The 20,972-nt window shown below is 74.8% G+C and carries 22 protein-coding genes; 9 read left to right on the forward strand and 13 right to left on the reverse strand.

The annotated features are described in order from the left end of the window. Positions 1–3: 3 nt before the first annotated feature. Both FHL80_RS14705 and FHL80_RS14710 read left to right on the forward strand, forming a co-directional pair. Positions 4–795, forward strand: coding sequence for an alpha/beta fold hydrolase (locus FHL80_RS14705; RefSeq protein WP_138734144.1), 792 nt, complete (start codon positions 4–6; stop codon positions 793–795). Beyond that, the gene (locus tag FHL80_RS14710; protein WP_138734145.1) at positions 786–3,056 is read left to right on the forward strand and encodes a SpoIIE family protein phosphatase; all 2,271 of its coding nucleotides are present in this window, start codon (positions 786–788) and stop codon (positions 3,054–3,056) included. The genes FHL80_RS14705 and FHL80_RS14710 overlap by 10 nt, the downstream gene beginning before the upstream one ends. 95 nt (positions 3,057–3,151) lie before the next feature. On the opposite strand, the gene FHL80_RS14715 is transcribed toward FHL80_RS14710, so the two are convergent. After that, positions 3,152–5,467, reverse strand: coding sequence for a HelD family protein (locus FHL80_RS14715; protein WP_138734146.1), 2,316 nt, complete (start codon positions 5,465–5,467; stop codon positions 3,152–3,154). A gap of 139 nt (positions 5,468–5,606) precedes the next feature. On the opposite strand from FHL80_RS14715, the gene FHL80_RS14720 reads away from it, so the two are divergent. Continuing rightward, positions 5,607–6,341 (forward strand): alanyl-tRNA editing protein, encoded by a 735-nt coding sequence (locus tag FHL80_RS14720; protein WP_138734147.1) that lies wholly within the window; start codon positions 5,607–5,609, stop codon positions 6,339–6,341. Positions 6,342–6,366: 25 nt separating this feature from the next. On the opposite strand, the gene FHL80_RS14725 is transcribed toward FHL80_RS14720, so the two are convergent. From FHL80_RS14725 to FHL80_RS25585, 3 genes are all read right to left on the reverse strand, one after another. Beyond that, positions 6,367–6,990 (reverse strand): antibiotic biosynthesis monooxygenase, encoded by a 624-nt coding sequence (locus FHL80_RS14725; protein WP_216870742.1) that lies wholly within the window; start codon positions 6,988–6,990, stop codon positions 6,367–6,369. A gap of 128 nt (positions 6,991–7,118) precedes the next feature. Further along, positions 7,119–7,550 carry a DUF1810 domain-containing protein gene (locus FHL80_RS14730; protein ID WP_138734149.1) on the reverse strand — a complete coding sequence of 144 codons (432 nt, stop codon included), beginning with the start codon at positions 7,548–7,550 and terminating at the stop codon, positions 7,119–7,121. 52 nt (positions 7,551–7,602) lie between these two features. Further along, a complete protein-coding gene (locus FHL80_RS25585; RefSeq protein ID WP_216870743.1) occupies positions 7,603–7,824 on the reverse strand; it encodes a hypothetical protein in 222 nt (73 codons plus the stop codon). 183 nt (positions 7,825–8,007) lie between these two features. Between FHL80_RS25585 and FHL80_RS14740 the strand changes: the two genes are divergently transcribed. After that, on the forward strand, positions 8,008–9,171 hold the full coding sequence (locus FHL80_RS14740) for an acyl-CoA dehydrogenase family protein (RefSeq protein WP_138734150.1): 1,164 nt from the start codon (positions 8,008–8,010) through the stop codon (positions 9,169–9,171). Then, positions 9,168–10,229, forward strand: coding sequence for an acyl-CoA dehydrogenase family protein (locus FHL80_RS14745; RefSeq protein ID WP_138734151.1), 1,062 nt, complete (start codon positions 9,168–9,170; stop codon positions 10,227–10,229). The genes FHL80_RS14740 and FHL80_RS14745 overlap by 4 nt, the downstream gene beginning before the upstream one ends. Before the next feature lie 178 nt (positions 10,230–10,407). Here FHL80_RS14745 and FHL80_RS14750 read toward each other — a convergent pair whose 3' ends face one another. Beyond that, positions 10,408–11,031, reverse strand: coding sequence for a hypothetical protein (locus FHL80_RS14750; RefSeq protein WP_138734152.1), 624 nt, complete (start codon positions 11,029–11,031; stop codon positions 10,408–10,410). A gap of 195 nt (positions 11,032–11,226) precedes the next feature. Then, a complete protein-coding gene (locus tag FHL80_RS14755; RefSeq protein ID WP_138734153.1) occupies positions 11,227–12,546 on the reverse strand; it encodes an alkaline phosphatase in 1,320 nt (439 codons plus the stop codon). A gap of 127 nt (positions 12,547–12,673) precedes the next feature. Here FHL80_RS14755 and FHL80_RS14760 point away from each other — a divergent pair, with 127 nt between their 5' ends. Next, on the forward strand, positions 12,674–13,261 hold the full coding sequence (locus FHL80_RS14760; protein WP_138734154.1) for a TIGR03086 family metal-binding protein: 588 nt from the start codon (positions 12,674–12,676) through the stop codon (positions 13,259–13,261). Here FHL80_RS14760 and FHL80_RS14765 read toward each other — a convergent pair. From FHL80_RS14765 to FHL80_RS14775, 3 genes are all read right to left on the reverse strand, one after another. After that, on the reverse strand, positions 13,165–14,001 hold the full coding sequence (locus tag FHL80_RS14765) for a hypothetical protein (RefSeq protein WP_246078689.1): 837 nt from the start codon (positions 13,999–14,001) through the stop codon (positions 13,165–13,167). The two genes, FHL80_RS14760 and FHL80_RS14765, sit on opposite strands and share 97 nt — an antisense overlap. Before the next feature lie 8 nt (positions 14,002–14,009). Continuing rightward, complete coding sequence (locus tag FHL80_RS14770) at positions 14,010–14,330, reverse strand: EthD family reductase (RefSeq protein WP_138734155.1); 321 nt, start codon at positions 14,328–14,330, stop codon at positions 14,010–14,012. A 68-nt stretch (positions 14,331–14,398) separates the two neighbouring features. Continuing rightward, the gene (locus FHL80_RS14775) at positions 14,399–15,439 is read right to left on the reverse strand and encodes a glutathione S-transferase family protein (protein WP_138734156.1); all 1,041 of its coding nucleotides are present in this window, start codon (positions 15,437–15,439) and stop codon (positions 14,399–14,401) included. Positions 15,440–15,606: 167 nt separating this feature from the next. Between FHL80_RS14775 and FHL80_RS14780 the strand changes: the two genes are divergently transcribed. The 3 genes from FHL80_RS14780 (at position 15,607) to FHL80_RS14790 (ending at position 18,250) form a co-directional block, all read left to right on the forward strand. Further along, positions 15,607–15,786: a YybH family protein gene (locus FHL80_RS14780; protein ID WP_138734157.1), complete on the forward strand. Its 180-nt coding sequence runs from the start codon at positions 15,607–15,609 to the stop codon at positions 15,784–15,786. A gap of 105 nt (positions 15,787–15,891) precedes the next feature. Beyond that, on the forward strand, positions 15,892–16,161 hold the full coding sequence (locus FHL80_RS14785) for a hypothetical protein (protein ID WP_138734158.1): 270 nt from the start codon (positions 15,892–15,894) through the stop codon (positions 16,159–16,161). A gap of 139 nt (positions 16,162–16,300) precedes the next feature. Next, positions 16,301–18,250: an ExeM/NucH family extracellular endonuclease gene (locus FHL80_RS14790; protein WP_246078690.1), complete on the forward strand. Its 1,950-nt coding sequence runs from the start codon at positions 16,301–16,303 to the stop codon at positions 18,248–18,250. Positions 18,251–18,308: 58 nt separating this feature from the next. Here the strand turns inward: FHL80_RS14790 and FHL80_RS14795 are convergent, their stop codons facing one another. The 4 genes from FHL80_RS14795 to FHL80_RS27280 form a co-directional block, all read right to left on the reverse strand. Beyond that, entirely contained in the window at positions 18,309–19,157 is an 849-nt protein-coding gene (locus FHL80_RS14795) for a formate/nitrite transporter family protein (protein ID WP_138734159.1), read from the reverse strand. 431 nt (positions 19,158–19,588) lie between these two features. Beyond that, positions 19,589–20,275 carry a class F sortase gene (locus FHL80_RS14805; protein WP_246078691.1) on the reverse strand — a complete coding sequence of 229 codons (687 nt, stop codon included), beginning with the start codon at positions 20,273–20,275 and terminating at the stop codon, positions 19,589–19,591. Positions 20,276–20,279: 4 nt separating this feature from the next. Next, positions 20,280–20,672: a hypothetical protein gene (locus tag FHL80_RS14810; RefSeq protein ID WP_138734161.1), complete on the reverse strand. Its 393-nt coding sequence runs from the start codon at positions 20,670–20,672 to the stop codon at positions 20,280–20,282. 115 nt (positions 20,673–20,787) lie between these two features. Then, positions 20,788–20,972, reverse strand: a 185-nt coding sequence (locus FHL80_RS27280) for a hypothetical protein (RefSeq protein ID WP_216870744.1), incomplete at its 5' end; no start/stop codon positions are given.

Raw genomic sequence — 20,972 nt, forward strand, 5'->3', positions numbered from 1 at the left:
AGCATGAACGTCCGCGCACGGAACGACGTCCGTGTGAGTGGTGCGGTCGGTGCCCGCCCCATCGTGTTCGCGCACGGCTACGGCTGTGACCAGAACATGTGGCGGTTCATCACCCCCGACTTCGCGGTCGACCACCAGGTGGTCACCTTCGACCACGTCGGCTTCGGGAACTCCGACCTGTCGGCCTACGACCCGGACCGGTACGAGTCCCTGCACGGGTACGCCGCCGACGTCGTCGAGGTGATGCGCGACCTGGAGCTGACCGACGCCGTCTTCGTCGGCCACTCGGTCAGCGCCATGATCGGCGTGCTGGCCCACGCCCGGGCGCCGGAGGTGTTCGGCGCGATGGTGATGGTGGGCCCCAGCGCCCGGTACGTCGACGACGGCGACTACCGCGGCGGGTTCACCCGCGAGCAGATCAGGGACCTGCTGGACAACCTCGACGCCAACCACCTCGGCTGGTCCACCACGATGGCCCCGGTCATCATGGGCAACCCGGACCGGCCGGAGCTGACCGAGGAGCTGACCAACAGCTTCTGCCGCACCGACCCCGACGTCGCGCGCCAGTTCGCCCGGGTCTCCTTCCTCTCCGACAACCGCGCCGACCTGCCCGGCGTCGACGTGCCGAGCCTGGTGCTGCAGTGCTCCGAGGACGTCATCGCCCCCGAGTCGGCCGGTCGCTACGTGGCCGAGCACCTCCCGGACGCCCGCTTCACCCAGCTGGCGGCCACCGGGCACTGCCCGCACCTCAGCGCCCCGGAGGAGACCACCGCCGCCATCCGGGCGTGGCTGTGACGCCGACGCCCACGACGGACCGGCGGCGCGACGACGACGCCCGCGGCCGGCTCCAGCAGTTGCTGGAGGACGACCCGGCCGACCTGTTCGAGAACGCGCCCTGCGGGTACCTGTCGACGCTGCCGGACGGGACGATCATCAAGGTCAACCGGACGCTGTGCAGCTGGATCGGGTACTCCTCCGAGGAGGTGCTGCGCGGCCGGCTGCGCGACCTGCTCAGCGTCGGCGGCCAGGTGTTCCACGACACCCACCTGACGCCCCTGCTGCGGATGCAGGGGGCCGTGCGCGAGGTGGCGCTCGACGTCGTCCGGGCCGACGGGTCGTTGCTGCCCTGCCTGGTGAACGCGGTGGAGGTGAAGGGGCCCGAGGGAGAGCCGGTGCTGGTCCGGGTCACCCTCTTCGAGGCGACCGCCCGCCGCCGGTACGAGCGCGAGACCCTCGCCGCACGGCGGGCAGCCGAGGCGTCCGAGGCGCGCTCGCGCACCCTGCAGCAGTTCACGTCCGAGCTCGCGGCCGCGGTCACCACCGCGGACGCGGCGGGTGTGGTCGTGCACCGCAGCCGCCGGGCGGCCCAGGCCGCCGGGGCCGCGCTGTGGTTGCTGGGCACCGGTGCCCAGCCGGGGGACGAGCCGGCCGTCGAGCTCGCCGCCACCGAGGGCATGACGCCCGAGCTGCTGCACCAGCTCAGCGGGGCCGCTCCCGGCCGGGTGCTGCCGGTGCTCGGCTCCGGGGTGCGCACCGTGCCGGTCGGTGACGCGCTGCGCGCGGCGTGGCCGGAGCTGGCCGCGGCCGCCGACGGGTCCGGCTGCACCGACCTCGTCGTCGTCCCGGTGATCGCCGACGGCGACCACCTCGGCGCGCTGGTGCTCGCCCGCGCCCGGGTGGACGAGAGCGAGCTGATCTCGCTGACCGAACCGGGGGAGCACCACGCGCTCTCGGAGGCCGATGCCGACCTGCTCGCCACGCTGGGTCGCCAGGCGGGGCAGGCCCTGGAGCGGGCCCGGCTGCACGAGGAGACCGCCCGCCAGGCCGGGCGGTCGGCGTTCCTGCTGGACGCCGCCCGGTTGCTGGCCGGCGCCACCGGCGTGACCGAGACCGTCGAGCGGCTCGCGGAGATGGTGGTGCCGCGGCTGGCGGACATGTGCCTGCTCGACCTCGTCCTGGAGCACGGGATGAGCCGGGTGGTCGCCCGGCACGGCGACCCCGCGCGGCAGGAGCACGTCGAGGAGCTGCGCGCCTGGGCGCCGCCGTTCCGCGAGCTGCCCGAACCGGCCCGCGCCGCCATGGCGGAGGGACGCACCCGCTGGTACCCCTCCCTGCCCGACGAGTGGCTGACCGCCGTGGTCCGGGACCCGGCTGAGCTCGCCGCGGTCCGGGCCCTGGAACTGGCCAGCGTGATCAGCGTGCCGCTGGTGGCCGAGGGCAGGTCGCTGGGCGTGATGACGCTGTCGGCCGACCGGCGGCGCACGCCGTTCACCGCCGCCGACGTCGAGCTGGCCGAGCAGCTCGCGCTGCAGGTGGCGCTGATGATGGCCAAGGCCCAGCGGTACGAGCTCGAGGCCCGGACCTCGCACACCCTGCAGGCCACCCTGCTGCCGCCGTCCCCGCCGCCGGTCCCGGGGGTGTCGGTGGCAGTCCGGTACCTGGCCGCGACGCACGGGGTGGAGATCGGCGGCGACTTCTACGACGTCGCGCCGCTGCCCGGCGGCCACGTGGCCATCGCCGTCGGGGACGTCGTCGGGCACGACATCACCGCCGCGGCGACGATGGGGCAGCTGCGCAGCGTCTACCGGGCGCTGCTGGTGGAGGGCCCGGCGCCGACCGCGGTCATCGACCGGCTGCAGGCCAGCTGGCCGCTGCTCGGGCTGCAGCGGATGGCCACCGCGCTGTTCGCCACGCTCGACCTGCCCACCGGCGTGCTGCACGTCGCCTCGGCCGGCCACCCGCCGCCGCTGCTGGTGGCCGACGGCCGCGCGGAGTTCCTGCCGGTGGTGCCCAGCCGGATGCTGGGTGCCCCGCCGGCGCCCGCCGTCGAGTGGACCGGGGTGCTGCCGCCGGGGGCGACGCTGGTGCTGTTCACCGACGGGCTCGTGGAGAGCCGCACCGAGGACCTCGACGCCGGCCTGGCCCGGCTGCAGGCCGCCGCGAACCGACGGGTGACGACCGACCCGGACGAGCTCTGCGACCGGCTGCTCGGCGACCTGGCCGGCACCCACCGCGCCGACGACATCGCGCTGCTCGCCCTCACCCGCGACCCCTGAGCCGGGACCCGCGTCAGGGGCCCGTCCTCGGGCAGCGGCACCGGCACAGGAAGCTCTGCACCCGGTCCCGGGCGCGGAACCGGGTGCAGAGCTTCCTATGCCTCGTCGGTGAGGCGGTGCAGCTCGGTGGGCAGCTCGCCGGGGGAGAGCACCGTGAGCCGCTGGGTCGGGCGGGTCAGCGCGACGTAGAGGTCGCTGTGCCCGCGGACGCCCTCGTCGAGCAGGCCCTGCGGGTCGACCAGGAGCACCGAGTCGAACTCCAGCCCCTTGGCGTCGGCCGGCACCAGCACCACCGGGCCGGCCGAGGAGTCCGCGGCCGGGCCGGCGGAGACGGCCGGGAACGCCCCGGCCAGGCAGTCGACGACGGCGGGCACCCGGCTCGGCGGCACGATCACCGCGACCGTCCCGCCGGCCGCGACGAGCCCGGCGGTCAGCTCGGCGGCCCGGGGGAGCAGCCGGTCTTCGCTCACCTGCTCGGCGACCGGCGGCACCCCGGTGCTGCGCACCGAGCGGGGGGCGGCGGTGGCGGCGTCCCCGGCGGCCAGGACGTCGGCGGCGACCGCCATGATCTCGGCCGGCGTCCGGTAGTTGACGGTGAGCTGGGCCAGCCGCCACTGCTCGCCGACGTGCGGCCGGAGCACCGAGCCCCAGTCGGTCGCGCCGGCCAGGCTGCCGGTCTGCGCCAGGTCGCCGACGACGGTCATCGAGCGGGTGGGGCACTTGCGGGCCAGCAGCCGCCAGGTCATCGCCGAGAGCTCCTGCGCCTCGTCGACGACGACGTGGCCGAAGACCCAGGTGCGGTCGGTGGCGGCCCGCTCCGCGGCGGTCCGGGTGTCCAGGTCGGCGTCCCGCTCGGCCAGCTGCTCGGCGTCCAGCAGGTCGCCGGCGGTGAGCTCCTCGCCCTCCTCGTCGTCCTCCAGGTCCGTGGACCGGGACCCGTGCAGCAGGTCCAGGGTCTCCTGCGCCTCCTCCTGGGCCCGGCGGCGGCGGCGGGCCTCCCGCATCCGCTCGGCGCTGTCGTCGTGGCCGAGCAGCTCATCGGCCTCCTCCAGCAGCGGGACGTCGGCCGGGGTCCACGGGGCGTCCGCGGCGCGCTCCAGCAGCGCCCGGTCCTCGTCGGTCCAGCCCTTGGTGGCCCGGCGGACCCGCGCCGGGTCGGCCAGCAGCTCGCGCAGCAGCCCCTCGGCGGTGAGCACCGGCCACAGCTCGTCGACCAGCGCCCGGACGGCGGGATCGCCGACGATCTCCGACTGCAGCGCCTCGACGTCCCGGCGGTCCAGCAGGTCGGCCCCGCCGCGCACGTCGCCGCCGATCCGGTCGGCGTAGCGCTGGGCGACCAGCTCGGCGAGGGCCCAGACGAACGCCGGTCGGCCCAGGTTGTGCTGCCGCGAGGCGCGCCGGGCGGTGGTGCGGCAGCGGGTGAGGTCGACCGGGCGCAGCGGGATCCGGACGCCGTCGATCACCAGCTCGCGCACGCCGCGCGGCACCGTCTCCCGGTCCCGGACGGCGGCCTTGAGCACGTCGACCATCGCCAGCCGGCCCTTCACCTCGGCGACCTCGGGCGCCTCGGTGCCGCGCGCGTCCAGCCCGGGCCGCAGCTGGCCCAGCCCGGCGAGCAGCACGCCGGTCTCGCCGAGGGCCGGCAGGACGTCGGCGATGTACCGCAGGAAGGTCGGGGTGGGGCCGACGACGAGCAGCCCGCTGCGGGCCAGCCGGTCGCGGTGCGTGTAGAGCAGGTAGGCGGCGCGGTGCAGGGCGACCGCCGTCTTCCCGGTGCCCGGGCCGCCCTGGACGACGAGCACGCCGCGGGCGTCGCTGCGGATGATCGCGTCCTGCTCGGCCTGGATCGTGGCCACGATGTCGGTCATCCGGCCGGTGCGCTCGGCGGTCAGCGCGGCCATCAGCGCGGCCTCGCCGGTGAGCGGCGGGCCGTCGGTCTCGGTGGCGTCGACGGTCAGCACCTCGTCGTGGACGGCGGTGACCTCGCGGGTGCGGGTTCGGATGTGCCGGCGGCGGACCACGCCCTCGGGCCGGAACGGCGTCGCGGTGTAGAACGGCCGGGAGGCCGGTGCCCGCCAGTCGACCAGCGCCGGGTCACCGGCCGGGTCGTCGGCGGGGAGCCCGACCCGGCCGATGTAGAACGGCTGCGGGGAGACCTCGCGGTCCAGCCGGCCGATGACCAGCCCGTGGTCGGCGGCGTCCAGCGCGGTGATCCGCTGGCCCTGGAACCGGGCGGCCGCCTCCCGCTCACCCAGGGACTGCGGGTTGATGATCGGCATCGCCAGCGCCTGCCGGAACCGGGTCACGGCCAGCTCGCGGGCGGCGTCCAGCCGGCGGTACAGATCGGTGACGGCGACCTGTTCGGCGGCGAGGTCGGGGTCGGGGGCGACGTCCTGGGACGAGCTCGACAACGGGGGTTGCTCCTCGGATGGCGTGCGGTACGTCGTGGCGACCTGCAACCGTACGTGTTCCGGCGTCCTTCCCGGCTCCTCCCCGGCCACAGGGGCAGAAGTGGCCACTCCTGCCCCTGTGGCCGGGCAGGATGCCGGCATGGCCACCGCGCACATCGGGCACACCCACCGCCTCGACCTGGCCGACGCCACGGTCCGCGAGTGGGACGCCACGGTCCTCGCCGCCGACCCCGAGCAGGGGATCGTGCTGGACCGCTCGGCGTTCTACCCGGGCGGTGGGGGTCAGCCGCCGGACGAGGGCGTGCTGCTGTGGGGCGGCGTCCGCACCCGGATCGCCGGCACCCGCACCGGCGACGAGCTGTACCTCATCCCGGTCGAGGGCGACCCGCTGCCACCGGTGGGGACGGCGGTGCGCGGCGCGCTGGACGACGAGCGGCGGACCGCCCTGATGCGCACCCACTCCGGGCTGCACGTGCTCACCGGCGTCGTGTTCCGCGACTACGGGGCGCTGGTCACCGGCGGCAACATGGAGCCGCTGACCGCCCGGATGGACTTCGACCTGGCCGAGGTGCCCGCCGACTTCAAGGACCGGGTCGCCGAGGCGGTCAACGCCGAGCTCGCCGCCGACCGCCCGATCCGGGTGCAGGTGCTGCCGCGCGAGGAGGCGTTCGCGATCCCGGACATCATCCGGACCGCGACGAACCTGCTGCCCCCGGACCTGGAGGAGGTGCGGATCGTGGACATCGTCGGGCTGGACACCCAGGCCGACGGCGGCACGCACGTCGCCTCGACGGCGATGGTCGGCCGGGTCGAGGTCGTGAAGATGGAGAACAAGGGCCGCGGCTTCCGCCGGCTGCGGGTCCGCATCATCTGACCCGGCCCGCAGCCGCCGCTCTCCCTCAGACGAGCTCGGGGACCCGCAGGTGGGCGATGGACAGGTCGAAGCCGGCGACCTCGGTGATCTCCATGCCGGCGGCCTGGGAGAACTCCGCCCGCAGCGCCTGACCGCGCTCGTTCGCCGCGTCCATGGCGGCCCGGCTCTCGTAGGTGACCGCCGTCGCGACCCGGCCGGACGCCGGGTCGGTCAGCATGCTCACGCTGCAGAAGCCTGGCACCTGCTCGACCTGCGGCAGGATCCGTGTCCGCATGACGTCGCGGGCGTCGTCCATCGGCCCGGCGTCGCGGCGGCCCCAGATGACCCGGGTACAGGCCCCGGCGTCCGCCGGACGGACGCGGTGGACGAGGGCCATCTCCCACTCGGCGACCTCGGGCTGGTCGCCGTCGAGCACCTCCGCGGCCCGGGCCCGGCTGTCCCGGACCCCCTCGGCGCTGTCGCGCATCGCCTGCTCGGACTCCCACGCCGTCGTCACGATGCACCGGCCGGAGTCCCGGTCGGTGAGCATCGACAGCCCGATGCAGCCGTCCATCTGCTCCACCGTGGGCATCACCTGGTCACGGACGTAGCGGATCCCCTCGTCGATCTTCGCGGGGCTGCCGTGCACGGTGGTGGTTCGGGCGTACATGGCCACCACTCCTCTCCGGGTGGGCAGGACCCCGGCGGCCCCGCCGCATCGACCAGCGTCCTCGCCGCGCCCGGTCGGCGGAAGACCGACGCCGCGACGTCCTCGGCCGAGCAGGTCGCGGCGCCCGGTCAGTCCGAGGGGAGCCGGGACGTCGTCCCGGGATCCTGCGCGCCGTCGAAGTACTGGTCGAGGACCTGGGGGAAGACCGGGTCGTCGGAGACGGCGGCGAACAGGGTCATCGACGACTGCAGCTTCTGGGCGTCGATCCCGCCGAGCACGCGGACCGGGTCGGTGGTCCCCAGCCCGGTCAGCGCGCGGGCGGACTCCCGCAGCCGGGCGCCGAGCACCGGGTGGGCCAGGTAGGCGCGCGCCTCGGCCGCTCCGCTGATCGCGTAGTGCTGCGCCGTCGCGCTGCGGCCGAGGCCGGCGACCTGCGGGAAGACGAACCACATCCAGTGGCTGCGTTTGGCCCCGGCGCGCAGTTCGGCGAGCGCCTGGGCGTACGTGCCGCCGGCGTCCTGGGCGTCGACGAAGCGCTGCAGGTCGAACGGGTCGCTCACCCGGCCAGCCTGCCTCCCGCGCGGGCCGGTCGCACGGCGGCCCGCCGCCCGATCACGCCGGCTCCCGCCACCTCGGGAACACGGTGGGGCCGCCGGCCGGCAGCGACACCGGCTCGCGCTGGACGAAGCCGTGCCGGGCGTAGAGCGCGCGGTTGCGCTCGCCGGAGGCCTCGAGGTGGGCCGGGGTGCCGGTGCGGTCGCACTCCTCGAGCACCGCCCGGGGGCGGTCCGCGGCGGTGGCGCGTCGCACCCCTGCTCCGGTGGCCTCGGCCATGGCGGCACGATGATCCGGCAGCCACGGCCGGGGAAGCCCCGGCGCGCCCAGCCCCGCGTGGCCGTTGCCCACGGCAACGGCGGCCGGACCGAGCCGGGACGCCCGGTCCACCCTGTGCGGCCGGCGACGGCGGCGCCCTGTACAACCGACCCGACGGCACCACACCGACGTGGGGAGCACCGCATGGGCAGCAACTCGTTGACGCTGGCGCCCGCGCCGCGCTCGGCGGCGGCGGAGCAGGTGCGCGAGGAGGTCCGCGCGTTCCTGGCCGAGGAGCTCGCCGCGGGCAGCTTCACCACCTCCGTGGACACCTGGCTGTCCGGCGTCGACCCGGCCTTCTCCCGCAAGCTCGGTGAGCGGGGCTGGCTGGGGATGACCTGGCCGGAGGAGTACGGCGGGCACGAACGGACGGCGATGGAGCGCTACGCCGTCACCGAGGAGCTGCTCGCCGCCGGCGCCCCGGTCGCCGCGCACTGGATCGCCGACCGGCAGTCCGGGCCGAACCTGCTCCGCTACGGCACCGAGGCGCAGCGGACCGAGATCCTGCCGCGGATCGCCGCCGGCGAGTGCTTCTTCGTCATCGGGATGAGCGAGCCGGACAGCGGCTCCGACCTGGCCTCCATCCGCACCCGGGCCACCCGCAACGGCGACGGCGACTGGGTGGTCAACGGCGCCAAGGTCTGGACGTCGAACGCGCACACCAGCCACTACGCGATCACCCTGGTCCGCACCTCGCCCGCCGACCCGGCCAACCGGCACGCCGGCCTCTCGCAGCTGCTGGTCGACCTCTCGCTGCCCGGGATCACGGTCAACCCGATCCGCATCCTGGACGGCGGGCACCACTTCAACGAGGTGGTGTTCGACGACGTCGTGGTCCCCGGCGACATGCTGCTGGGCGAGGAGGGCAACGGCTGGCACCAGGTGACCGCCGAACTCGCGTTCGAGCGGTCCGGGCCGGAGCGGTTCCTGTCCACCTACCCGCTCGTCGCCGAGTTCGCCCGCCGGGTGGCCGCCGACCCCGACCCGGCCGGCCTGGCGGCACTGGGCAGGCTCTCGGCCCGGTTGCTGGCGCTGCGCCAGATGTCGCTGCGGATCGCCGCCGCGCTGGACCGCGGTGAGCTGCCGGACATCCCGGCCGCGCTGGTCAAGGACGTCGGGACGACGTTCGAGGCCGACGTGATCGACGAGGTGCGCCGCGCGGTCGACGTGGTGGCCTCGCTGGACTCGCCCGACCCGCTGGGCCGGGCGCTGGCCGAGGCCCAGCTGCACGCGCCCGGGTACACGCTGCGGGGCGGGACCAACGAGATCCTGCGCGGGATCGTGGCGCGGGGGCTGGGACTCCGATGAGCGACGTGGACCTGGTCGTCGAGACCGTCCGGGACATCCTGTCCGCGCACGAGCCGTTCGTGCTCACCGCGGACCGGCCCTGGGACGCCGGGCTGTGGGCCGCGCTGGCCGAGGCCGGGCTGACCGGCGTCGGGCTGCCCGAGGAGGCCGGCGGTTCCGGCGGCGAGCTCGCCGACGCCGTGGCCATTGTCGCGACATTGGCCCAGGGGGCCGCGGCGGTGCCGGTGGCCGAGCAGCTGCTCGTCGCCGCCCCCGCCGTCCTGGCCGCCGACCTCGACCTGCCCGCCCCCGACGAGCCGCTGTCGATCGCGGTCGACGGCGCGGTCACCGCCGAGCCGCGGGACGACGGCGACGGGCCCGGCAGCTGGACCCTCACCGGGACGGCGACCGACGTCGCGTGGGCCGGGGTCGCCCAGCACCTGGTCGTGCTGGCGACCAGCCCGGTCGGGCCGGTGCTCGCGCTGGTCGACGTCACCGGCCGGGAGACGACGCACGCGGCCAACCTGGCCGGGGAGCCCCGTGGCTCGCTGGTGTTCGACGGCGTCACCTGCGCGGGGGCGCTGCTCACCGACCGGCAGGCCACCGAGCTGCGCGCCCGGTACGCCCTGGCCCGCGCGGTGCAGCTGTCCGCGGCGCTGGAGCAGGTGCTCGCCTGGACGGTGCAGTACGCGGGGGAGCGGGTGCAGTTCGGCCGCCCGCTGGGCAGGTTCCAGGCGATCCAGATGGAGCTGGCCGAGATGGCCGGGGAGGTGACCGCCGTCGCCGCGCTGGTCGACGCGGCGGTGCAGGCCACCGAGCGCGGTGAGTCGCTGGTGGCGGCCGCCGCCGCGGCCAAGGTCCGCGCCGGGGCCGCCGTCGAGGTGGTCGCCCGGCTCGCGCACCAGGTGCACGGCGCGATCGGGTTCACGCAGGAGCACCGGCTGCACCACCTCACCCGGCGGTGCTGGTCGTGGCGGGACGAGGCCGGCACCGAGCTCGCCTGGTCGCGGGTGCTCGGCGAGCGGCTGCTGGCCGACGGCCCCGACGGGCTCTGGCCGGCGCTCACCCGGGTCGTGTGAGGAAGGACCTCCGTGCCCCCCCACGGGGGCCGTGATCCGGCTGTACCGGGCGGCGGACCGGGCCGCGGTCCACGACGTCCCGACGTCCTGACCGCCCGCGCTCTCGGGCGCGAGCCCCCCGCGCTCTCGCACGCGAAGGCACCCCGCTCTCGGCGCGGGGAGTGGTGAGGGGTGCTCCTCACACGGTCTCGGGGATGCGGAGGCGGGCGATGACGAGGTCGAGCTCGGCGACGTCGGTGATCCGGCCGCCCATCGACCGGGAGTACTCGCCCTGCAGCTCGTCGGCCCGCTGGCCGGCGGCCGTCATGGCGTCCCGGTCGACGTAGTTCACCGCCGCCACGGCCCGGCCGGTCAGCCGGTCGACCATCAGGCTGACGCTGGAGAAGCCGGGCAGCTCCTCGATCCGTGGCAGGAGCGTCATCCGGAAGGTCGCGATGTCCTCGTCGACGGCAGCCGGGTCGCGCAGCGCGCTCCAGGTCACCCGGCAGCAGGCGTGGCCGCCGGCCTGCCGGGCCCGGTGCATGATGACGACCTCCCACTGCGCGACCAGGGGCACTGCGCCGAGCAGCTTGCCCACCTGGGCGCGGTTGGGGCGCATGGCCTGCTCGCTGGCCTTGAGCGCCGCCTCGGTCTCCCAGCCGGTGGTGACGATGCAACGGCCCGAGCTCGGCCCGACCAGCATCGACATGCCGGTGCAGCCGTCCAGCCCGGTCGTCGCGGGCAGCCACTCGTCCTGCACGAACCTGATCGCCTCGTCGAGCGCTCGTGGGTTCCCGCGCAGCGTGGCGGTTCGGGCGTACATCGGCGACTCCCCTCGGCCGGCGGTGCCCGGGCAGCACTGCCGCAGGAGCGACTCTGCCCGTCCGCTCACCGTCGCGGGAACCGCCCTGCGAGACTGATCCGTTCCGCATACGGCGGTTCGCGACTGTCCGAGGTCGCGGTGCGACAACAGGGGCCAGGGCGGGGCCGCCCGCCGAGGACGGCCCCGCGTCCGTGGTCAGCCGAGCAGCACCTCCCGCACGACCTCGTGCAGGTGGGTGTTCGGGTAGTAGCCGACGAGGTCCTCGCTCTGCGGACCCATGGCGGTCACGACGGTCGGCACGCCGGTGTGCGCGGTCGTCGTCCAGTCCAGTGCGAAGTCCTTGTCGCTGCCGGCGACGGCGAACGGACCGTCCTCGCCGGAGATCGCCTCGCCGGCGGCCGGCGTCTCCTGGGGCAGGGTGCCGCCGGGGCCGCTCTCGTCGGCCGGGTCGACGTCCTCGATGGTCAGCCCGCCGGTCTCGTGGTCACCGGTGACGATGAGCAGCGTGTCCGGGTGCTCCTCGACGTAGTCCCGGGCGACCTGGACGGCGGCCTCGAGCGCGCGGAGTGCCTGCAGCATCCGCGTGCCGTTGTTGTCGTGCGCCATCTCGTCGACCCCCTCCTCCTCGATGAGCAGGAAGAAGCCGTCCTCGTCCTGGGACAGCACGTCGAGGGCCTTGGTGGCCATGTCGGCCAGCGGGACGACGGGCGCGTACTCGTCACCCTCGCCCTCCGGCCGCATCTGGAACATCTCCTCGTTGGCGAACAGCCCGAGGAGGTGGTCGGAGTCGGCCGCGGCGAACTCGGCGGCGGTGCTCACGTACTCGTACCCCAGCCCCTCGGCCTGGGCGACCAGGTCGCCCTGGGTGCTGCGGGAGACCTCCGGGTCCTCGGTGTCGCCGGTGCGCGGCGGGTAGGTGCCCTCGTCGCCGGCGGGCAGCCACCAGTCCTCCCCGCCGCCGAGGATCACCTGCGGCTTGGTCACCTGCAGGTACTGGCGGGCGATGTCGTCCTGCGCGCTGCGGTTCACCGAGTTGCTGAAGAACGCGGCGGGGGTGGCGTCGGTGACCTGCGCCGTCGTCACCAGCCCGGTGGCCAGGCCGGCCTGCTGGGCCTCGCCGCCGATGGTGGGCAGCGGGTTGCCGTCGACGTCGACGCTGACCGCGCCGTTGTAGGTCTTCACGCCGGTCGCCCAGGCACTCGCGCCGGCCGCGGAGTCGGTGACGGTGTCCTCCGGGTCCCGCGGGTCCGTCGTCTGCAGGCCGGTGACGCCGAGGGTGTTCATCACCAGCTCGCCGTCGAAGCCCGCCTGGTCCAGCCGGCCGGCCTCGCGCTGGGCTGCCGCCATCCCGTCGCCGTTGATGAAGATGACGCTCTGCGGGTGGTGGCCGTGACCGTTCCCGCCGGCGGAGGCCGCGGAGGGCAGCAGGACGACGACGCCCCCGCCGACGAGCGTGGCGGCGAGGCAGAGCGGCAGGGTGCGGCGCTGCAGGCGCCGCGTTCTGGTGGTGGACATGACTCTCCCTGGTGCGGGCGGGTGCCTGCGGTCGGTGTGGTCGAGCTGAGAGCAGCCTGCGAGGCAACTGTGACCTGCGCCACTCCAGACGTCGATGAGTTCGGCCACGCCGCACGGTCCCGACCCCATGACGACGACGACACCGCTGGACCTGTCCTCCTCGGTCGCCGAGGTCGCCCGCGTGGTGACGGCGGTGGCCGACGACCAGCTCACCGCGCCGACGCCGTGCGCCGACACCTCGGTGGCCGCGCTGCTGGACCACCTGCACGGACTGGCCGTCGGGCTGCGGCTGGCGGCGGAGAGGAAGCCGACCGGGGCACCGAGCGCCTCCGCCGACGCGCTGCCGGCGGACTGGCGCACCCGCATCCCGCGCGAGCTGGACGAGCTGGCCGACGCGTGGCGCGACCCGGCGGCCTGGGAGGGCACCGCCGAGCCCGGTGGCATCGCGCTGCCGGCGGCCTGGGCGGGGCGGGTGGCGCTCAACGAGGTGCTGGTGCACGGCTGGGACCTCGCCGTGGCCACCGGCCGGCCCTACGCGCCCGACCCGGCCGCGGTGCGCGCCTGCATCGCATACGGGCGCGAGTTCGCCGCCGCGGTGCCCCAGGGCCGGGACTCCATCTACGGGCCAGAGGTCCCGGTGCCCGCGGACGCGCCGGAGCTGGACCAGCTGCTCGGGCTCACCGGGCGCGACCCGGCCTGGACGCCGTCGACCTGACCCCACTCCCCGGTCTCCCGGCCGAGTGCGACCGCGGCGGGCAGCCGGAGCGTGGCGGTGAGCCAGAGCAGCAGGTCGTGCAACCGCAGCCGGGTCAGCCGGTGCCCGAGCAGGTCGGCGACGACGTCCTCCAGCGCGCCGAAGGCCTCGACGTTGGTCCGCAGCTCCCGGTGCACGACGGCGGCGACCCCGCTGTCGCCCTCCACCAGGTGCGGCACCAGCTGCAGCCAGGTGGTGCGGGTGACCATCGGCACCAGCGCGGGCCGGCGGTGGTGCAGCGCGGCCACGACGTAGCGCCCGTGCGGGCCGGGCGGCTCGCCCAGGGTCCGCAGCGCTGCGCCGACGGTGCCGGGCTCGCCGAGCACGGAGACCTCGTCGTCCGGCAGGTCCCAGAACGGCCGGCCGGCGGCCCGGGTGGCCATCGCCCCGGCCGCCGCCTCGACGTCGTCCAGTGCCCGGCGCACCGTCGCCCAGCCGTCCGGGTCCAGCCGGCCGTGCACGCCCTCGGCGACGAGCACGTCGTCGTCCCCGAGCGGGCCGGCCGGCACCGGCCGGCGGTCGAAGCGCTCGAAGCCGAACGCCGGCACCAGCACCCACCGCCCCTCCCGCTCGATGGGGGAGCGGTAGCGCAGCGGCCGCCGCCCCCGGGCGTACCCGAGGACGGCGGCGAGCGCCGTGTCCCACGGCACCGGGTCGGGTCCTGCGCTGGGGAGGGCGAACGCCGGCCGGTCGGGGGACATGGGACGGGTCAGCCCGCGGGGCTGACGTCCTCGACGTCGAAGCTGGACATGGTCGCCCCACCGGTGGCGAAGGTGCCGACGTCGGCGCCCGCGGCCCGGCCGGCCTCGGAGCTCATGCCGGCGCCCATCGCCTCGGCGGAGGCGAAGTCCAGCTCGGCGACCAGGTAGGGGGCCGGTGTGCTGGGGTCCAGCGAGGCGGCGTGACCGATGGAGAACCGCTGCAGACCGGGGATGGCCTGGGCGAGCCCGAGGTGCACGTCGCGGTAGTGCCGGTCGAACTCGGCCGGGTCGGTGGGCTGGCCGTACTGGACGATCAGTCGGTGCACCATGGGGCTCCTCCGGGTGTGGCCGGGCTCCGCTGCCCGGCGCGCTGTTCAGCCAACCAGAACGGGGTGGCTCACCGGTGGCCGATGCCGCCGGGGCCGTGCTCGGCTGGTACCTCCTCGCCGGCGGCCACCGGGCCGGGCGGCGTGCCGTCGCCGAACGGGCTGCCGCCGAGGTCCTCGCGGCCGTGCGGGGTCAGCCAGCCCGACGTGTCCGGGCCCAGCGGGATGACCTGGGTCGGGTTGATGTCGGCGTGCACGACGTAGTAGTGCTCCTTGATCTGAGGGAAGTCGGTGGTGTCGCCGAAGCCCGGGGTCTGGAACAGGTCGCGCGCGTAGGCCCACAGCGCCGGCATCTCGGTCAGCTTCTGCCGGTTGGCCTTGAAGTGGCCGTGGTAGACGGCATCGAACCGGGCCAGCGTGGTGAACAGCCGGACGTCGGCCTCGGTGATGCTGCCGCCCATCAGGAACCGCCGGCTCGACAGCCGCTCCTCCAGCCAGTCCAGCGCCGTCCAGAGCCGGTCGTACGCCGTGTCGTAGGCACCCTGGGACCCGGCGAACCCGCAGCGGTAGACCCCGTTGTTGACCTCGGTGTAGACCCGCTGCATGACCTCGTCCATCTCCTGCCGGAGGTGCTCGGGGTAGAGGTCCGGGGCGCCGGCGCGGTGGAACGTGGTCCACTCCGTGGAGAAGTCCAGCGTCATCTGCAGGAAGTCGTTGGTCACGACGGCCTTGGTGGGCAGGTCGACCATCGCCGGCACGGTGATCCCGCGCGGGTACCCGGGGTCACGGGCGAGGAACGCCTCCTGCAGCCGCTCGTAGCCCAGCACCGGGTCACGGCCGCCGGGGTCGAGGTCGAAGGTCCAGCTCCGCTCGTCGTGCGTCGGGCCGCAGATGCCCATCGAGATCACCGGCTCCAGCCCGAGCAGCCGCCGGACGATCGCGGCGCGGTTGGCCCACGGGCAGGCCCGGGCGATCACCAGCCGGTAGCGGTCGGCCTCCACCGGCCAGCCGCTCGAGCCGTCGGCGGTGATCCGGTCGGTGATGTAGTTCGAGTCGCGCTGGTACTCCTGGCCCGCCTCGACGTAGCCGCTGCCGCTCTGTTCGGTGCTCACCTGCCCAGCCTTCCGGACGGGGCGACGGCGCGCCGGGTGACCGGTGCGTGAGCGGTTGTCAGCCCAGGGTCGCCTCCGTCACCGAGCGCGTGTCGCCGGGATGACGTGCCTTCCTGCCCGGCCGTCCGGCTCGGACGCTGGAGTCCCCACGGATCCGGGAGGTCACCATGGCCCGCAGCGACATCGATGCCCTGAACCAGACCTTCGAGCAGGGACTGGAGAAGGGCGACGCCGAGATCGTGGCGTCCGTCTACGCCCCGGACGCCCGGCTCCTCCCGCCGGGCAGCGACGTGGTCGAGGGCCCGGCCATCCGCGACTTCTGGCAGGCGCGATCGACTCCGGCATGAGCGGGGGGCTGGAGACCGCTCGTGGCGGATGGGCCTGGACATCTGGAACTCCAGCGACCCGGCGGCGTCCCCGGCGTGACGCCAGGGGTCGCCTAGCCTGGGTGCATGGCCGCCAACCCCGCCCGCCCTGCCTGGTTCGCCAACGTCGGGGTGCAGCTGCTGGCCGGGGCCGCGGCGGTCTACAACGTCGTGCAGCTGGTCCTCAAGCTGGTCGACGGCCGGTACGGGGAGGCCTTCCTCAGCTTCGCCTGGACGGTGCTGTTCGGCTACGTGGTCCTGGAGTCGCTGCGCTTCCGAAGACTGCAGAAGCAGGAGGAGGCCGCGTCCGGGGAGGGCCCGTCGGAGCCGTCGCGCCCGGCCGAACCGACCGACTGACCGGGCGGGGGCGACGCGCCACCTGGTCACAACTCGCCTCGACTCGTCACGGGGTGCTCACTTGGAGTCAGTGAGCCGTCTCCAGCACCTCCGCAGGCTGGACCGGCTGCCGACCGAGTCACCCTCGAGAGGACCGTTCGTGCCCCTTCCTCCAGGTACCGCCCGCACCGCCGTCCGGCGTGGAGCACTCAGCGCCGCGGCGGTGTCCGCCGCCGTCCTCGCCGCCGTCGCCGTCCCGGCGGTGGCGGTCGCCGCACCGCCGGACTGCAGCGCATCGGCGACGCACGAGATCGGGGCCGTCCAGGGCACCGGCGCGACCAGCTCGGTGGCCGGTGCGACGGTCACCGTCCGCGGCGTCGTCGTCGGGGATGTGCCCGGGCTGTCCGGCTTCTACCTGCAGGACGCCGACGGGGACGGCGACGCCGCGACCTCCGACGGCGTCTTCGTCGTCAGCCCGGTCGCGGTCGACCTCGGGGACACCGTCGCCGTCACCGGCCAGGCGCTGGAGTTCAGCGGCCAGACCCAGATCACCTCGCGCACCGACGTCGCCGTCTGCGCCGAGGGCACTGCGGCCGACCTGCCCGCGGCCGCGCCGCTGGACCTGCCCGCCGACGACGCCGCCCGCGAGCGGCTCGAGGGCATGCGGGTCGAGCCCGTCGACCCGCTCACCGTCAGCGAGGTCTTCGACCTCACCAGCTTCGGCGAGCTGACCCTCTCCGCGGGCGGGGTCACCCTGCAGCCGACCGAGGTCGCCCGCCCGGGCACCCCCGAGGCCGCCGCCGTGGTGCGCGACAACGCCCTGCGCAGCATCACCCTCGATGACGCGCGGAGCGCCCGGACCAGCACCACGGCCCGGCCCTACCTGAGCCCCGGCACCCCGGTGCGGGTCGGTGACCAGGTGACCTTCACCGAGCCGGTCGTGCTCGGCTACGGCTTCGGCACCTCCCGGCTGCAGCCGGCCGACGGCACCGCGGACGGCGTCTTCGCGCCGCAGAACACCCGCACCCCGGCGCCGCAGGCGGTGGGCGGCGACGTCCAGCTGGCCACGTTCAACGTGCTCAACTACTTCCTGACCTTCGACCAGGAGATCGGCCGCGGCGCGGAGAACCAGGCCGAGCTGGAGCGGCAGGCGGCCAAGGAGGTCGCCGCGATCACCGCGCTGGACGCCGACGTGGTGACCCTGCTGGAGATCGAGGACACCGACTCCACCGGCCTGACCCAGGGCAACGCCGACACCGCACTGGCCGACCTGGTGCGCCGGCTCAACACCGCCGCCCGCGCCCCGGTGTGGAGCTACGTCCCGCTGCCCGAGGAGCTGTACGCCGTCCAGCGGGACGTGATCCGCAACGGGATCATCTACCGCAACGACGTCGTCGCGCCGGTGGGGGCGCCCGTCGGCCTCGTCGACGAGGGGGTGTGGACCAACGCCCGCGAGCCGCAGGCGCAGACCTTCGTCAAGGACGGCGACACCTTCACCGTGGTGGCCAACCACCTCAAGTCCAAGAGCCCCGGTGCTCCCACCGGGGACAACGTGGACACCGGGGACGGGCAGGGGCAGTGGAACGGCGACCGCGTCCGCCAGGCGCAGTCGGTCGCCGCGTTCGCCGAGCGGCTGCGCAGCCAGACCGGTGACCCGGACGTGGTGCTGATGGGCGACTTCAACGCCTACACCCAGGAGGACCCGATCGAGGCGTTGCGGGAGGCCGGCTACACCGACCTGGGCTCGGCGTTCGACGAGGGCCGGTACAGCTACGTGTTCGACGCGATGTCCGGCTCGCTGGACCACGCGCTGGCCACCGCCGAGCTGACCGCCAAGGTGACCGACGTCGCGCACTGGGACATCAACTCGGTGGAGTCCTCCGCCTACCAGTACACCGGCGACCCGGCCCTCTACGCGGCGGACCCGTACCGGTCCAGCGACCACGACCCGCTGGTCATCGGCCTGGACCTGACCGAGCGCTGCTCCGGCCTGGTGCCCACGCTCCGTGGCACGGCCGGGGACGACGTCCTCGTCGGTGGCCTCGGCGCCGACGCCCTCGACCAGGGACGCGGCACCGGCCGGAGCGAGCAGGACGGCGCCGGGTCCTGACCGCACGCTGAGCACGACGGCGGCGTCCCGTACCAGCGGGGCGCCGCCGTTCGTCGTCTCAGGCGCGCTCCGCGTCCGGGGCCGGGGTCGTCGCGGCCTGGTCGGGCTGGTCCTTGAGGAACAGGTACCAGTAGGACGTCGACACGAACACGACCGCGCCGACCAGGTTCCCGACCCCGGCGAACAGCCAGTTGAGCAGCACGTCGCCCCAGCCGAGGTCCGGGACGCCGGCGAAGATCGCCGCGGGCAGGAAGAACATGTTGGCCACCACGTGGTCGAACCCCATCGCCACGAACGCCATGATCGGGAAGAAGATCGCCAGGATCTTGCCCGACACGGACTTGGACGCCAGCGACATCCACACCGCCAGGCAGACCAGCCAGTTGCAGCCGATGCCGCGCAGGAACACCTGCCAGTGCGACTCACCCGTGGCCTTGGCCTCGGCGATGGCGGCCAGCCGCTCGAAGGTGAGCCCCGGGCTGCCGCTGGCCCCGGCGTGCCCGATCACCCCGGTCTGCACGGCGAGGAAGTAGGCGACGACGAGCGCGCCGATCAGGTTGCCGATCAGCACCAGCGTCAGGTTCCGGACGACGTCACCGATGCTGATCTTCCCGCGCATGGCGCTGAGCGGGACCAGCATCATGTTGCCCGTGGCCAGGTCGGAGCCGGCGATCAGCACGAGCACCAGACCCAGGGTGAAGGCGGCGCCCATGAAGAGGGTCGGCAGCGTGCCCCAGGTGGCGGGGTCGAGGCCCGAGGAGACGGTGATCGCCACCAGGGCGCCGAAGGAGATGTAGGCCCCGGCCAGGAAGGAGCTGACCAGGACCCGGTCCCAGCTGCGGTGGGTCTTCTTCGCGCCCGTGGCCACGGCGGCCTCAGCCATCTCCTGCGGTTCACGGTCGGACATGTGCGCCTCCGGGGGAGTACGGCGGCGGCCGGGCTGGGCCGCGAGGGTCAGCGTCCCCGGCCGCGCGCCCTCCCGCCACGTGAGCAGGAGGCCATCCCGCACGCTTGTGCTCTGCTCACTCTGGTGAGCAGAGCACAAGCCGGCGCGGAGGACCCCTGACGCTGCCGGCGGGCCGGCGCCGGGCGGGGCGCAGAATGGTTTCCGGTGCCAACGACGTCACCGCGAGCTGGAGGTGCCGTGCCCGGGATCCACGAACCGTTCGACCGCAGCGGCACGGAGGTCGGCGCCGATGGGGTACGCCGGTACACCGGCCTGCACCGCAACGTCGTCGCCAAGCCCGCTGCGCCAGCAGACGGAGTGGACCGCCGTCCCGCGCTGACGCCCTCCTGGCCCGGCGCGCACCGGGTGCGGAGCCCCCGGTGCCCGGGGCCTCAGGCCACCAGGGAGGCGTAGACGACGACGTTGTCCCGGTAGCTGTCGGCGTCGGGATCGAAGTCGCCGCCGCAGGTGATCAGCCGCAGCCCGGCCTCGTCGATGTCGCCGTAGACCGACCCGGCCGGGAACTCGTCCTTGGCGTACCGGGCCACCCGGTCGACGGCAAAGGTCGCGGTGCTGCCGTCGGCGCGGTCGACCAGCACCAGGTCACCGGGGCGCAACCTGTGCAGACCCCGGAAGACGCCGGGCTCACCGTCCCAGTCGACGTGCCCGGCCAGCACCGCCGGGCCGAGCTCCCCGGGCGTCGGGCTGCGGTCGAACCAGCCGGCCGGGTAGGCACCGGGTGGCACCTCCATCGACCCGTCCTCGTCGAACCCCAGCTCCATCACCCGGCTGCTCACACGGAGCTCCGGGATGGTGACCCGCACCGGCGCGCTGCGCGGCAGCGTCACCGGCTCGACCGGCGCGGGCACCGCCACCCGCGCCCCGGCGCGCAGCGGCGCCGGCTCGAGCGCGTCGACGTCCACGGTGCCCAGAGCGCCGGCGACGGTGACCGGGCTGGTCCCGCCGGCCGGCAGCAGGCACACCGCGGCCACCCCGACCGCGGACAAGAGCACCGCCGTTGCCGTCCAGGCGCGCGCGGCGACCGGACGGCGGGCCGCGGGGTGAGGGCGCCGGGACACCGGGTCAGGCGCGGGACGCCCGGCGCGCGGCGAGCGCGGCACCACCGGCGGCGGTGAAGGCCAGCCCGCCGACGACGTAGGGCAGCGGGCTGCCGCTCGTGCTCGAGACCCGGCCGGCCGAGCTCCCGTCACCCGCGGCGACCCCGCCGGTGGGTCGCACGGCGACCTGGCCCGCGGTCGTCGCGACGGCGGTGTAGCCGTAGGCCTCGCAGGCCACGCCGTTGCTGTTGGAATCCAGGCCGTTCGGGTCGGCCGCGTCGGCGTCGAGGACCACCTGGGCGGCCGCCTGGTTCGGGAAGTCGGCGCAGTCCAGGTCCACGGCCGAGGCGGTGCCGGTGAGGGGCAGCGAGACGGCGGCGGTCAGGACGACGACGGCGACGGCGCGCGGCAGGCGCATGGGTGCTCCTCGAGGACGGCGGGGGATCCCGGGATTACACCGAGACGCGACCGTCTGGTACAGGAGTGACCGGCGTGTCGAACGAGGACTGCGACCGTGTCGTGACCTGACGCAGTCAGCCGTTGTTGCCGTTCCCGCGGCCGCCCCCGCCGCGCCACGGGTTCCCGTTGTCGTCCCCGTTGCCGGGGAGGTCGTCGGTGGGCAACTGCTGCTCCGGCTCGGTCTCCACCGGGGTGGACTCGTCGGCGCCGGGGTCCTCCGCGGTCGGGGTGGGCCTGACTCTTATACACATCTGACGCT

The sequence above is a fragment of the Modestobacter excelsi genome (assembly GCF_005930495.1).
GTDB lineage: Bacteria > Actinomycetota > Actinomycetes > Mycobacteriales > Geodermatophilaceae > Modestobacter > Modestobacter excelsi.